The following is a 12943-nucleotide window of genomic DNA, read 5'->3' as shown; positions in this document are numbered from 1 at the left end:
CGAATCCGCAGGCAGTGTACCGCAATAAAGATAATTTTGACGAGGGCGTATCGGCAAGCCCGATGGCTTGATGGATAGGCGCGGCGGTAAAGGCTACCACCCACGAAGCCGGGGCGCTCACGAAGCAAGGGTGAGGACGACACACGCATATCCGGCGACGTAAGGAAAACGAGGTTAGGCGGCGGCCTTTAACCCCAACCGAGTCCAGACCTCTTTCAGCGCATCGATCAGATAGTCCATGTCCTGGTCGCCGTGCAGGGGGGTCGGGGTAAAGCGCAGCCGTTCAGTGCCCCGCGCTACGGTAGGATAGTTGATTGGCTGAACGTATATGTCGTGGCGGTTCATCAGGTCGTCGCTGGCCTGCTTGCACAGCACCGGATCGCCGACCAGTACGGGAACGATGTGACTGACCGAATCCATCACCGGGAATCCCGCCTCGCGCATGCGCCGTTTCAAAGTGGCGGCGCGTTCTTGGTGACGTTCGCGTAGCTCGTTGTGGGCTTTGAGGTAGCGGATGTTCGCCTGCGCCGCGGCGGCGACGGCGGGGGGCATCGAACTGGAAAAAATAAACCCGGCCCCGTAGGAGCGGATGAAATCGGTCATCGCCTTGGACCCGGCGATGTATCCGCCGACGACGCCAAAGGCCTTGGCCAAGGTTCCTTGAATGATGGTCAGGCGGTGCATCTGGCCGTCGCGTTCGGCGACCCCGCCGCCGCGGTTGCCGTACAGGCCGACGGCATGTACCTCGTCCAGGAAGGTCATTGCCCCGTACTGGTCGGCCAAGTCGCAGATTTCCTTGATCGGCGCGATATCGCCATCCATCGAATAAACCGATTCGAAAGCCACCAGCTTAGGCGCGTCCTTCGGCGTTTCGCGCAGCTTGCGTTCCAGATCGTCAAGGTCGTTGTGGGCGAAAATTTTCTTGTCGGCGCGCGAATGGCGAATGCCTTCGATCATCGAATTGTGGTTTTCGGAATCGGAGATGATGACGCATCCGGGGATCAGCGCGCCCAGGGTGCTGAGGGTGGTCATGTTGGCGATCCAACCCGAACCGAACAGCAACGCGGCCTCGGTTCGGTGCAGGTCGGCCAGTTCTTCTTCCAGAAGGACGTGGTTATGGCATGTCCCGGAGATATTGCGCGTCCCGCCGGCGCCGACGCCGCGCCGTGCGATAGCGTCGTGCGCGGCGTCAATGGCTTCGGGGTTTTGCCCCATGCCCATGTAATCGTTGGAGCACCAAACGGTGATTTCCTTGGTCGAGCCATTCTGAAGATGAACCCTGGCGCGCGGAAAGGCTCCGGCGTGGCGGTCGAGATCGGCGAAAACGCGATAGCGTCCCTCGGCTTTTAAATCTTTAATTTTATTTGAAAAAAAATTCTCATAGTCCATGTAGGGAACCTCCGCGGCATACCCGAAACGGGTCCCGCCCCTTTAAAATACCCCTCCGATTGTAATCTATTCGCGGGACGCACCGCAAGGCGGCGTTTCGTATTCGGGCTTTGGATGAAAAGGTGTGACGATTCCAGGGGGGAATCCAGGGGCGGAAAATTACCCAGGTCGAATTCCCGTCTCATCGGCCCAGCGCGCGGTCGCGTCAAGGGCCGCGCCGAGGCGGCGCGCGATGTCGGAAATTTCATCCTCGGTAATGATCAGCGGTGGCGACAGGGCGATGCTGTCGCCCAATGCGCGCACGATCAGGCCGTTTTTCTGGGCCTGCGTGACCAGCCGCGCGCCGACGCCGTCGGCGGGGGCAAAGCTTTCGCGGGTGGATTTATCGCGCACCAGTTCCAGGGCGCCGACCAGGCCGACGCCGCGCGCCTCGCCGACCAGGGGGTGGTCCCGATAGCGGCGCAGCATGTCTTGGAAGGCGGGGGAAACCCGCCGGACGTGCCCGAGAATATTGCGCTCTTCATATATTTTCAGGGTTTCCAGAGCGACGGCGCACGACACCGGGTGGCCGGAATAAGTAAAGCCGTGGGCGAAAGTCCCCAACGTGGCGCTGTGTTCGCGCACGTCGGTGTAAATTTCCTCGCTGACCATCAGCGCCGAGATCGGAAGGTATCCCGACGACAAGGCCTTGGCCATGGTCATCATGTCGGGCTTTAAAGAGAAGGTTTCGCTGCCCCACATGTTGGCGGTGCGCCCAAAGCCACAGATCACCTCGTCGGCGATGAGCAGGACATCGTATTTTTTCAGAATCGCCTGAATTTTTTGAAAATACGTCGCCGGCGGGACGATCACGCCGCCCGCGCCCATCACCGGTTCGGCGAAAAAGGCGGCGACGGTTTCGGGGCCTTCGTCCAGGATCAGCTTTTCCAGGTTCCGCGCGAGGCGGGTGGCGAAATCTTCCTCGCTTTCGTCGGCCTCGGCGAAGCGGTAATAATGCGGGCAATCGGTATGCAGGACGCCCTTGATCGGCAGGTCGAAATCGCGGTGGTTCAGGGGCAGCCCGGTTAGGCTGGCCGAGCCGATGGTGACCCCGTGATAGGCCTTGTGGCGGGCGATGACTTTCTTCTTTTCCGGTCGGGCGCGCTTGTTGTTGAGATACCAGACCAGCTTCAACGCGGTGTCGATCGCCTCGGAGCCCGAATTGGCGAAGAACACCTTGGACATTGGGACCGGGGCCAGCGCCAAAAGCCGTTCGGCGAGATCGACCGTGACGTCGGGCACCTTGGCGGTGAAGCAGTGATAAAATCCGAGGCGGCGCATCTGCCGGGCGGCGGCCTCGACCAGGCGTTCCTCGCCCCACCCCAGGGAGGTGCACCATAGACCGGACATGGCCTCGATATAGGGGTTTCCCTCATCGTCGAAAACGCGAATCCCTTCGCCCCGTTCGATCACCAGGGGGCCGTTCTGCGCCAGGGCCTCCAAGTTGGTGTAGGGATGAAGGTGCGACGCGATGTCGCGGCTTGCCGTCGAATTTGCCTGTGGGGTCATGGCGCGATCCTGCCTGAATGCTGTGTGTACCGCCTGCGGTTTTACCTTTCGTGGGCGCGATATTCGGGTGTCGCAGCTTTTGCGGATGTTTTCAACTATGATCGCGCGCCGCAACAGGACATTTTGGACGCATCACTTGTTGCCCTGGAGGGTAATCGGTTTAAACTGAAACATTATTTTGATCTTCGTTCCTGTTTGGGACATATCGCGAGGAATGCACTCATGCTTAAGGATATTACGGTTCACGTTGACGCGGGGCGGGCGAACGGGGCGCGCGTGGATGTCGCCTGCGCCCTGGCTAAGGCGCAGGGGGCGCGGCTGGTTGGCGTGTTCGTGATCACGCCCCCCGATATTCCGCCTTATTTGGAATCTCAGGTCGGCAACGAGGTGATCGAGGCGCAGCACGAAAACGCCCGTGCCGAAGCCCACGCCGCGAAGGCCGTCTTCGAAAAGGCCGCCGCGGGGATGGGGGTCGAACACGAATGGCGGATCACCGAAGGCATTACCGCCGATGTCCTCGCCCAGCATGTGCGCTACAGCGATATGATCGTGGTCGGGCAAAACGATCCCGACGAGCGCCTGTTCACGGGCGGCGGCGCGATGCCCGACGAATTGATCATGGGGGCGGGCCGTCCGGTCCTGGTGGTGCCTTACGTGGGCGGCTACCCCACCGTCGGCAGCCACGTCATGATCGCCTGGGACGCCAGTGTCCAGGCCGCGCGGGCGGTCAAGGATTCCCTCGATATCCTGCGCCAGGCGCAGCGCGTCAGCGTCATGGTGATCAACCCCGATAGCAACGCCGCCGGGGGAAATCCTTTGCCCGGGGCGGATCTGGCGACTTATTTGGCGCGCCATGGCATCACGGTCGATGCCCAGCATATCAATGCTTCCGATATTGATCCGGCGAATATGCTGCTGTCGCGCGCCGCCGATGAAGGAATCGATCTGATGGTGATGGGGGCCTACGGCCACGCGCGTTGGCGCGAAATCGTGATGGGCGGCGTCACCCGCGAATTTTTGTTGCACATGACGATGCCGGTGTTGATGGCGCATTAAACGGTAGCCTGGGAAAACCGGCAGGATTTGTTCCGTTCCGCCGTGCAAAGGGGCGTCCCATTGGGGACGCCCCTTTTGTCATGCGCGACGAAGAAGATAGGATCAGTTGACGGGGTGACGCATTCCCGTGCTTGGATCGACCTCGATTTTGCGCACCAACGACCCATCGACGGTGACGATTTCGGCGACGATGTTTTTGTCCTTCGTCATTTCGACCTTGCCGACCTTGAGGCGCTTGTTGCCGCGCCATTCCAGGCGTTTTTCAAGTTGGGCGGTGACGTCCTTGACGGTCAGCGGCGTGGCGAGCTTCGCCATCCCGGCGCCGTCGCATCCGCCGCGGGCGCCGTGACGAACCATCATGGGGCCCATCATGCCCCGCTGTTTCATCATCATCTCCATGCGGTCCATCATGGCGTAGCCGTTCCTGCCGCCACGCCAGTCGCCTTGCGGATCGTGGGCGAGGGCGGTGGCGGCGCCTAGGGCCCCGACGCCGACGACGGCGGCGATGGCGAGGGCGGCGTGTGTGCGTTTCATAGCGGTTCTCCTTAAGACTGTGGGGACATTTCGAGGATAGTTTCGGCGAAAAATGCCGGACGGCCCCGCAATGTCGTTTCGGAGCCTCCATGAAACCGCGTAGGTGTTGCTGAAAGATGTCTCAAAGGAAGCGTTTTGTAACCGAATGTGGCTGGCCCGGTCCCGGTAACATCGGGTTACCAATTTTCCCTCCGGAGGGTCATCGCCCGCGCTATAGTCACGATAATCGGCGAGATAAAAAAGAGGTGCGTATGTCCCCCCATATTCTGGTCGTTGATGACGATCGTGAAATCAGAGATCTGGTGGCGCGTTTTTTGGGTGCGCAAGGCTATCGCGTGAGCACGGCGCGTGACGGCGGCGAAATGAAGCAGATATTGGAAACCGCCAACATCACTTTGATTGTTCTTGATTTAATGATGCCGGGGGTCGATGGCCTGACCCTGGCGCGCGACCTGCGCGCGGGGCGGGTAGATATTCCGATTATCATGCTGACCGCCATGGGCGAGGAAACGGACCGCATCGTCGGCTTGGAAATGGGGGCCGACGACTATTTGCCCAAACCCTTCAATCCTCGTGAATTGTTGGCGCGAATCAAGGCGGTGCTCCGGCGCGCGGGCGCTGCGCCCACCCAGCTCAAAGACGTGCACAGGGTCACGTTCGAGGGATGGGTTCTCGATGTCAATCGCCGGGAATTGGTGTCGCCTAAGGATGTTCTGGTTCCCCTCAGCGGCGGTGAATATGAGCTTCTCAGGACTTTGGTCACGCATGCCCAACGCGTTTTGTCGCGCGATCAGCTTCTCGATATGGCGCGCGGGCGCGACGCCCAGCCTTTCGATCGCAGCATCGACGTGCAGATTAGCCGATTGCGTAAGAAGATCGAGGACGATCCGAAAGAACCGCGCCTGATCAAAACGGTCCGTAACGGCGGCTATATCTTTACCCCGGATGTCCATGTTCGCCGTCGCGCCGACGCCGGGGATACCTTGATATGAGGATCGTTCCCCGGTCGTTGTTCGCTCGAACGGTCTGGGTTGTTCTGCTTGGTCTGCTTGTCTCCAACGTGGTCGCCCTGGGTTTGTTTTACGGCGATCGGCGTTCGGCGTTGACCCTGGTCGGCGGGCGCCATCTGGCGGAAAGGATCGCCGGTGTGGTGCAGGCGAGCGAGACGATGGCCGCGCCGCGCCGCATGATGGCGCTGAGGACTTTTTGGGGGCCGGGTTTTAAGGTCACGATGTCCGAACACAGCGCCATCGACGCCGCGCAAAACCTGCGTTGGGATCGGCGCGCCCGCTTGGTGCGTTCGGCGATTCGGGATTTCCTGGGGGATTTTCGTTCCGGACGACTGCGCATGGCTTACAGCGATCATGGTCCGGTCGAGGCGCGAACCATCTGGCGGGCGATGAACGCCCACATGCGCGAAATGATGGGCGGTGACGCCTATATGACGCGCATGTCGCGATTGTGGGACAATCGCCCGGTATTAAACATTTCCTACCAACTCTCGGATGGGACGTGGCTCAATTTTTCCGCTCCGGCGGTCGTCCCCAAACCACTCTGGCGCTCCCACTATGTCGTCGCCAGCGTTTTTTCGACGATCCTCGTCGTTCTGATTTCGCTTTGGTTAGTGCGCCGTTCGACCGGGTCGTTGGCGTTGTTCGCCCGTGCCGCCGAACGCTTAGGGTTGGACGTCAACGCCCCGGCGCTGGCGGAAGAAGGTCCCAGCGAGGTCCAGCGCGCGGCCCGGGCGTTCAACGAAATGCAGCGCCGGTTGCAATCGTTCGTGCGCGACCGCACCCACATGCTGGCGGCGATTTCCCACGATCTGCGCACGCCGATCACCCGGCTTCGCTTGCGCGCCGAATACATGGGCGATCCCGAACAGCAGACCAAAATGCTGGCGGACCTGAAAGAGATGGAGGCGATGATCTCCGCCACGCTCAATTTCGCCCGCGACGCGGTGACGGACGAACCGCGGGTGCGCCTCGATTTGGCCTCGTTGGTGCAAAGCGCCTGCGACGACGCGGTTGACGCGGGGGGGGACGTGACGTGCGACGCTCCGGATCATTACGCCTGCGAAGGTCGTCCGTTGGCGTTGAAACGAATGATGGACAATCTGATCGCCAACGCCGTCAAGTACGCCCGCGGGACCCGGGTGGAGGTGGTGCAAGGCGAGAGGGGCGCGGTTATCCGCGTGCTTGACGAAGGCCCCGGAATTCCCGTTGACATGATGGATAAGGTGTTCGATCCCTTCGTGCGCGTCGAAAGGTCCCGTTCACGCGAAACCGGTGGGGTCGGACTGGGCTTATCGGCGGTGCGCTCCATCGCGCGCGCCCACGGCGGCGAGGTCGTGTTGATCAATCGGCCCGAAGGCGGACTTGAGGCGCGCGTTTCGCTGCCCCAGGAGCGCGCGGACCCTTCCTAGTGGTTTGAGTTTAACATTTGAGTCCGATGCAATTGGACACAAATGTGTGAAGAAATCAAACTGCAACAAAAAGATAGATAGTGGTCGGTCCGATGGTTCGCGGGAGCGAAACGTCGGCCCGATCCACTAGCCGAGGCCTTTTTCCGTGCGTCATATGTGCACCGTATTTCAGTTCCAGGTGACTAGGGTCAGGACCTACCAATCTGATACGTTTGGTTTGTGAAAAATGTCACAGACCTAGGAGAAGACTTTCCGCGAAAATTCTTATTTGCCGCCGTGGGCTTTGGACCAGGCCAGCGGATCGGTCAAAAAATCGCGCACCCCGTCCAGGACGTGCGGGGGGAAACGACGTTCGCGTTCGGCGACGGCGAGGACATCCCACCACGTCGCCAGATAGTGCATGGTCATGCCGCTTTTGGCGAGATTTTCCTCGGCCCCCGGAAAGGCGCCGTAGAAAAACACGACGAAGGTGTCCGTTACCGTGGCTCCGGCGGTGCGCAAGGCATCGACGAACAACATCTTCGACGCCCCGTCGGTGGCTAAATCCTCGACCAGAAGCACCCGCTCGCCCTCTTTCATATCCCCTTCGATTTGGGCGTTACGCCCGAATCCCTTGGGTTTTTTGCGCACGTATAGCATCGACTTATCGAGGAGTTGGGCGATCCACGCCGCGTAGGGAATGCCCGCCGTCTCGCCTCCGGCGATGGCGTCGAGTTTGCTCAAATCCAGTGCGTCGCCGAGCAAATCGACGGCCATTTCCATGACCCGGGCGCGTTCCCGAGGGAAGGAAATCAGCTTGCGGCAATCGATATACACGGGGCTGGCCCAACCCGAAGTCAGGACATACGGTTCCTGGGGGCGAAAATTGACGGCCTCGATATCGAGTAGGATTTTCGCCGTTTTCGCGCCGTGGGGGCGCAAGTCGGGATTGGATGGGGCGGCGGGCGGCGGTGTGTTCATCGGCGGAGCGGCCTTGCTTCGGTCAGAAGAGGGTTCGATCAGTGGGTTTTGTCACGGGAAACGTAAGAATCGTCGCGGTAACCCTCGAAATGTTCGGCGACTTCGGGATGATTGATCGGGTCTCCCGACGTGTCGGCCTCCAGATTGCGTTCGGCAACATAAGTGCGATGGTCCGCGCCGTCCACCAGAACGTGATACCACGGCGTGTCATAGCGGCGGGCCCGGTCTTGCGTCGTCTTCCTCTCCCATCCCCCGGTGGTTCTAAAGCACGGGTCCACATCGACGATAACGCCGCGATAATCGAACAGAGTGTGATGAATTTTCTGTCCGACGCTGAATTTGGCGCTATTGAAGATCGTCATCAAAAAAAATCCTGGACAAGTGTGGTTAAGATAAGGTGCGATCACGCGGTGACGCCGCCTAGGATGTCTCCGAACGAAGGGGCGGGTCAACCTGCCGGCGCGTCCGCCCCGGTATGCGCCACCTTAGCGAACCGACAAGAGAGTTCAGCCATGATCGAATCCTCGGCGAATCCAAAAACCGGCGGCCAGTTGGTGGCCGAAGGTCTGCACCGTCACGGTGTGGAAAAGATATTCTGCGTGCCCGGTGAAAGCTATCTTGAGGTGATCGACGCCCTTTTCGATTATCGCGACGCCATCGATCTGGTGACCTGTCGTCATGAAAACGGCGCCGCCAACATGGCCGAGGCCTACGGCAAGCTGACCGGCAGGGCCGGCGTATGCATGGTGACGCGGGGTCCCGGGGCGTGCAATGCGTCGATCGGGGTGCACACCGCGTTTCAGGATTCGACCCCGATGGTGCTGTTGATCGGACAGGTGGCGCGCCCGGATCTTGGCCGCGAGGCTTTTCAAGAGGTCGATTACGAGAAAATGTACGCGCCCTTGGCCAAGGCGGTGCGTCAGGTCGCCTCGGCCGCGGATGTGCCCGAGACCATCGCCTGGGCCTTTCACGAAGCGCAAAGCGGCCGCCCCGGTCCGATCGTCGTGGCGTTGCCCGAAGATATGTTGCGCGAAAGCGCCCAAAGTGTCCCTTGTGCGCCGCGTTCCGCCGAACCCACCGCGCCCGCCCCGCGAGATATCGGTCGTCTTCGCGATGTACTGGGGCGAAGTCGCCGCCCGATCGTTCTGGTCGGCGGCGGCGGCTGGGACGATTGCGCCCGCGCCGATATCCTGGCCTTCGCCGAAGCCTGGGATCTTCCGGTGTGCTGTTCCTTCCGCCGTCACGATATCGTCGATAACCGTCATCCATGCTTCGTTGGCGACATGGGGATCGGTCCCGATCCGGCGTTGCTCGCCCGCTTTAAGGATGCGGACCTGATCTTGGTGGTGGGCGCGCGCCTGGGCGAGATGACGTCGCAGGGCTACACCCTGTTGGAACCGGGGGCGCGCCGCGCGGGGCTGGTCCACGTCCACCCCGACGGCGCCGAATTGGGCAAGGTGTTCGTTCCCGAATTGGGGATCGTCGCCGCCGTCGCGGAATTTGCCGCCGCCGCGCGCGACCTCACCCCCGCCCCCGGCGCCGTCGAATGGGCCGCATGGCGCGCCGAGGCCAAGGCCGATTACATCGCCAACCGACGGCCCGCCGCTTTCGATGCCGCCCTCGATCTGGGCGCGGTGATGGGGCGGTTGGACGAAACATTACCCGCCGACGCCGTGATGACGGTGGACGCCGGAAATTTCGCCGGATGGCCGCAGCGTTTTTTAAGTTTTGGCGGCGGACGTAGGCTATTGGGGGCGACCAACGGGGCGATGGGCTACGCCGTGCCCGCCGCCGTCGCGGCGGCGATCGCCGATCCCGCCCGGCTGTGCGTCGCCTGCGTCGGCGACGGCGGGTTTTTAATGACCGGCCAGGAAATCGCCACGGCCATGGCCTGGAACGTCCACCCGATCATACTGGTGTTCAATAACGCCATGCTGGGCACCATCCGCATGCATCAGGAACGCAATCATCCGGGGCGGGTCATCGCCACCGATCTGGCGAACCCGGATTTCGCCGCCTTGGCGCGCGCCTACGGGGCGTTTGGCGCGGTGGTCGAAACCACCGATGCGTTCGCTCCCGCGTTCGAGGCCGCGCGGGCGTCGGCGAAACCCGCCGTGATCGAACTGCGCACCGCGCCGGACATCAGCACGACGCGCACCACGCTGAGCGCCATCCGCGCCCAGGCCCAGTCTTTGGCGCGGGAGACTTAACGCCGTGAGCGAAAAAAAATTCCAAGACCGCCCGCCGATCATCTGGTTGCTGGTCGATGACGACCCCGAGGGTGAAGCCATGGTGATGGCCTGCGGTCGCGCCTTGGAGCGGCTTATGGGCTGGCGTTTCGAGATCAAGGAATTGCGCTACACCCACAGCGCCGCCTTGCCCGATTACATCATGCAGGAAAGTTTCGCCGTGCTGACCCAGTCGGGGCGCGTCAACCTGGTTGCGCCGTGGCCCGATATCGTGATCGCCACAGGGAAACGCTCGGTTCCCGTGGAGCGGCGCATTAAGGTGTTGTCCCAGGGCAAGGCGTTTTTGGTTCATATCGACTTTCCCGGCGCTTTCGGGGCGGAAGATTTCGATCTCATCGCCGTCGCCCGCCATGATGCAATTCCCGCCGCCGAAAACACGATGACGACGGGTGGCGTCCCCCATCTGGTGATGGAGGAAACCCTGCACGAGGGACGCAAGGCCCGGGCTGAGATCTGCGAACCCCTGGGTGCGCCGCGTCTTGCCGTGTTGGTCGGTGGCGATACCCCGCGGCGCGTTTTTTCACCGCAGATGGCGCGCGATTTCGCGGCGGACGTCGTGCGCTTCGCCGAGCGCAACGCGGCGGCCTTGATGGTTCACATCGGCGCGCGCATGAGCGAAGAGGCGGCGCGCGCGTTTCGCGACACAATCGCCGTTTGGAACGGGGGCAGCCGCCTTTACGCCGTCGGCGACGGGGGTGACGATCCGTTCTTCGGCTATTTGGCGTGGGCCGACGGCGTCATTGTCAGTGGAGAAAACGCCGCCCTGTGCTGCCGGGCGGCGGGAGGGGGAATGCCGGTATACATTCATGCGCCGAAGAAGCTGGTCTCTCACAAAATGGTGCAATTGCACCGAGATCTGTATGAGAAGGGATTGGCCGTCCCCTTCGATGCGGACGGCGCGCTGACGCGGGAGACCCACCCGCCCCTGAACGCGGCGTTCGAGATCGCCGCCGAGATTAAACGTCGCCTGGAGGAGAATGAGAAGGGGTGACGCGGGAACGTCTGATATGGAGGTAAAGAAAGCCGACGGCGGGAGGTTAACGCTCCAACTCCATTCGCGTGCGTACGAGATCGGCGATGAAAGTGGTGTCGTCGAGCGGCGCATATTCCCAGTGTTCCAGTTCGCCCGTGAACGGCCGTGTGATGCCCTCTTCACGGAGCATCCGGTGAAAGGCGGCGAAGCGTTTCGAGCCGCCTTCGAGGTCGATGATCGACACGGGCTTTCCCGTGGCGCAGGCCTCCGACACCATGGATACCGAATCTCCGGTGGCGACGATGTGATCGGCCAGCGCCAACATGCCGAGATAGGGGTTTTCGCCGCCGCCGTCCCACACCACGGCCCCGGTTCCCGATAGCCGGTCGCGTAAAATTTTCTCATTTTCGGCCCCGGTGCGGCGCGACGGCGTAACGATGACGCCGACGCCGTGGCGGTTCATTAATGCCTTCAGCCGTTCGGCGATTTCCACCGTTTTTTGCGCCGACAAGCGGAACGCCTTGCTGTTTCCGCCAATCAGGACGGCAAGCAGGGGGCGAGGCAGATCGGCGAACAGCGGGGCGAAATGCGCTCCGGCGGCGGCGAGCTTTTGCGCCGTTAGGCCGTGCAACGCCCCCCGGGTGGCGAAGACATTGTCGCCGGCGATCTTGTCATGGCGCAAGGAGGCGACGACATCGAAATGACGCGGCGCGATTAGCGGGTCCTGAATGTGTACGGTGAAGGTTTTTCCACCGCTGGCGTTTTTGATCGCGATCGAAAACGCCGCGCTGCGCCGCCCGCAGCTGATCAGTAACCGGGGCCAGGGCGGGCTTAGCGTGCGCCGTTCTCCCCCGAGAGCGCCGAAGCGTCCCAGGTTTCCCGGCAGCCAGCGCCAGGGCGCCCCCAGGTGGACGCGCTTTTCCGCGAAATCCAGCCCGATCCTTTCGGCCAGACCGATGGCCTGCGCGCGCATTCCCGCTTCGCCGGTGGTGAGGGCCCAGCAGGGGGGGGGCTTAGGAGGAGTCATCGCGTGTGCTCATTCCCGAAGGGGTCAGGCGCGCGTGCCGATGGGCTGCTCGGGGAACGCCAACTCGTGGCGCGCGCGCCACTCGTTGGTGACGTAATTGACGATCAGGCTCTTGCGTATTCCATTGATCGGGCGCTTTTCGAAACCGTGCCAGGTGTTGTCGGCGGGGATGAAAATCAGTGCGTGATTGCAGACGTAAGGGGCGGCGCCGATGTGGCGCTCGGGGCTTTCGTAGATATCGGTGCCCCAGCCGTGCGCGTCTTCATCGCGAGAAAGGTAAATCAACATGGTGAATTTTTTGACGCCGATGTCGGTGTGCGGTTCCAGCCAAAAACCATCCCGGTCCTGGGTGTACTCGACCCGCAAATACGTGCCCGCGAGTTCGACGCCGCAGGTTTCTTCGATGGCGCGCACGACTTCAGGGCTTTGCAAGGTGTCGCACAGCACGGCGCAAGAAGGAAAATTGCGCTGGCGTTCGCCGTCGAAGTAGCCGCGCTTGTCGTTGTTGGTGGCGCGCCGACCTTGAGTATAATCCATCTCGGACGGGTCGTCGGGCAGATCCTCGAACCCGCGGAGGACGGCGTCGTCAAGAACATCGCCGAGCAACCAATGCGGATACGGCGTCGTCTTACGGGTGGATTTGCGCAGACTATCCGTGAATATTTTTTGCGATTCAGCCAGAGAGTACATCCAACCTCCGAGAAAATGGGGGGAATTCGATACCGGGTATCGACAACGATCAGCTACGCTTATACGCCAATTTTTCAATAATTCCAGCAACGAGG

12 protein-coding genes are annotated in these 12943 nt (G+C 61.6%); 5 read left to right on the top strand and 7 right to left on the bottom strand.

Features of this window, described 5'->3' with window-relative positions; genetic code table 11:
* Positions 1-174: 174 nt before the first annotated feature.
* Entirely contained in the window at positions 175-1389 is a 1215-nt protein-coding gene (gene hemA / locus P3M64_RS05035; RefSeq protein WP_132939684.1) for a 5-aminolevulinate synthase, read from the bottom strand.
* Positions 1390-1548: 159 nt separating this feature from the next.
* Positions 1549-2937 carry an aspartate aminotransferase family protein gene (locus P3M64_RS05030; protein ID WP_132939685.1) on the bottom strand — a complete coding sequence of 463 codons (1389 nt, stop codon included), beginning with the start codon at positions 2935-2937 and terminating at the stop codon, positions 1549-1551.
* A 222-nt stretch (positions 2938-3159) separates the two neighbouring features.
* On the opposite strand from P3M64_RS05030, the gene P3M64_RS05025 reads away from it, so the two are divergent.
* Positions 3160-3993, top strand: coding sequence for a universal stress protein (locus tag P3M64_RS05025; protein WP_165886372.1), 834 nt, complete (start codon positions 3160-3162; stop codon positions 3991-3993).
* 102 nt (positions 3994-4095) lie between these two features.
* Here the strand turns inward: P3M64_RS05025 and P3M64_RS05020 are convergent, their stop codons facing one another.
* Positions 4096-4527 carry a hypothetical protein gene (locus tag P3M64_RS05020; protein WP_132939687.1) on the bottom strand — a complete coding sequence of 144 codons (432 nt, stop codon included), beginning with the start codon at positions 4525-4527 and terminating at the stop codon, positions 4096-4098.
* Positions 4528-4778: 251 nt separating this feature from the next.
* Between P3M64_RS05020 and P3M64_RS05015 the strand changes: the two genes are divergently transcribed.
* Positions 4779-5519 (top strand): response regulator, encoded by a 741-nt coding sequence (locus P3M64_RS05015; RefSeq protein WP_207893194.1) that lies wholly within the window; start codon positions 4779-4781, stop codon positions 5517-5519.
* A complete protein-coding gene (locus tag P3M64_RS05010) occupies positions 5516-6949 on the top strand; it encodes an ATP-binding protein (protein WP_243644811.1) in 1434 nt (477 codons plus the stop codon). The genes P3M64_RS05015 and P3M64_RS05010 overlap by 4 nt, the downstream gene beginning before the upstream one ends.
* Positions 6950-7213: 264 nt before the next feature.
* On the opposite strand, the gene P3M64_RS05005 is transcribed toward P3M64_RS05010, so the two are convergent.
* Positions 7214-7909, bottom strand: coding sequence for an orotate phosphoribosyltransferase (locus P3M64_RS05005; protein ID WP_132939689.1), 696 nt, complete (start codon positions 7907-7909; stop codon positions 7214-7216).
* A gap of 38 nt (positions 7910-7947) precedes the next feature.
* Complete coding sequence (gene hspQ / locus P3M64_RS05000; protein WP_132939690.1) at positions 7948-8271, bottom strand: heat shock protein HspQ; 324 nt, start codon at positions 8269-8271, stop codon at positions 7948-7950.
* A gap of 150 nt (positions 8272-8421) precedes the next feature.
* Between hspQ and P3M64_RS04995 the strand changes: the two genes are divergently transcribed.
* Positions 8422-10119: a thiamine pyrophosphate-dependent enzyme gene (locus P3M64_RS04995; RefSeq protein ID WP_132939691.1), complete on the top strand. Its 1698-nt coding sequence runs from the start codon at positions 8422-8424 to the stop codon at positions 10117-10119.
* Between the two features lie 4 nt (positions 10120-10123).
* Entirely contained in the window at positions 10124-11149 is a 1026-nt protein-coding gene (locus tag P3M64_RS04990; RefSeq protein WP_132939692.1) for an ELM1/GtrOC1 family putative glycosyltransferase, read from the top strand.
* Positions 11150-11195: 46 nt separating this feature from the next.
* On the opposite strand, the gene P3M64_RS04985 is transcribed toward P3M64_RS04990, so the two are convergent.
* Together P3M64_RS04985 and P3M64_RS04980 are read right to left on the bottom strand one after the other, a co-directional pair.
* Positions 11196-12158 carry a mitochondrial fission ELM1 family protein gene (locus tag P3M64_RS04985; protein WP_132939693.1) on the bottom strand — a complete coding sequence of 321 codons (963 nt, stop codon included), beginning with the start codon at positions 12156-12158 and terminating at the stop codon, positions 11196-11198.
* A 24-nt stretch (positions 12159-12182) separates the two neighbouring features.
* Positions 12183-12848, bottom strand: a complete 666-nt coding sequence (locus P3M64_RS04980; RefSeq protein ID WP_132939694.1) for a 2OG-Fe(II) oxygenase — start codon at positions 12846-12848, stop codon at positions 12183-12185.
* Positions 12849-12943: the final 95 nt, after the last annotated feature.

The organism is Varunaivibrio sulfuroxidans (assembly GCF_029318635.1).
GTDB lineage: Bacteria > Pseudomonadota > Alphaproteobacteria > Rhodospirillales > Magnetovibrionaceae > Varunaivibrio > Varunaivibrio sulfuroxidans.
Note: the sequence above shows the minus strand (reverse complement) of the source record. Positions and strands in the feature narration are given on the sequence as shown.

Excerpts from the sequence above, each read along its gene's own strand:
- P3M64_RS04985 (WP_132939693.1), bottom strand. The coding sequence starts at position 12,158 with ATGACTCCTCCTAAGCCCCCCCCCTGCTGGGCCCTCACCACCGGCGAA.
- P3M64_RS05005 (WP_132939689.1), bottom strand. The coding sequence starts at position 7,909 with ATGAACACACCGCCGCCCGCCGCCCCATCCAATCCCGACTTGCGCCCC.
- P3M64_RS05030 (WP_132939685.1), bottom strand. The coding sequence starts at position 2,937 with ATGACCCCACAGGCAAATTCGACGGCAAGCCGCGACATCGCGTCGCAC.
- P3M64_RS05025 (WP_165886372.1), top strand. The coding sequence starts at position 3,160 with ATGCTTAAGGATATTACGGTTCACGTTGACGCGGGGCGGGCGAACGGG.
- P3M64_RS04980 (WP_132939694.1), bottom strand. The coding sequence starts at position 12,848 with ATGTACTCTCTGGCTGAATCGCAAAAAATATTCACGGATAGTCTGCGC.
- P3M64_RS05020 (WP_132939687.1), bottom strand. The coding sequence starts at position 4,527 with ATGAAACGCACACACGCCGCCCTCGCCATCGCCGCCGTCGTCGGCGTC.
- P3M64_RS05015 (WP_207893194.1), top strand. The coding sequence starts at position 4,779 with ATGTCCCCCCATATTCTGGTCGTTGATGACGATCGTGAAATCAGAGAT.
- P3M64_RS05010 (WP_243644811.1), top strand. The coding sequence starts at position 5,516 with ATGAGGATCGTTCCCCGGTCGTTGTTCGCTCGAACGGTCTGGGTTGTT.
- hemA (WP_132939684.1), bottom strand. The coding sequence starts at position 1,389 with ATGGACTATGAGAATTTTTTTTCAAATAAAATTAAAGATTTAAAAGCC.
- P3M64_RS04995 (WP_132939691.1), top strand. The coding sequence starts at position 8,422 with ATGATCGAATCCTCGGCGAATCCAAAAACCGGCGGCCAGTTGGTGGCC.
- hspQ (WP_132939690.1), bottom strand. The coding sequence starts at position 8,271 with ATGACGATCTTCAATAGCGCCAAATTCAGCGTCGGACAGAAAATTCAT.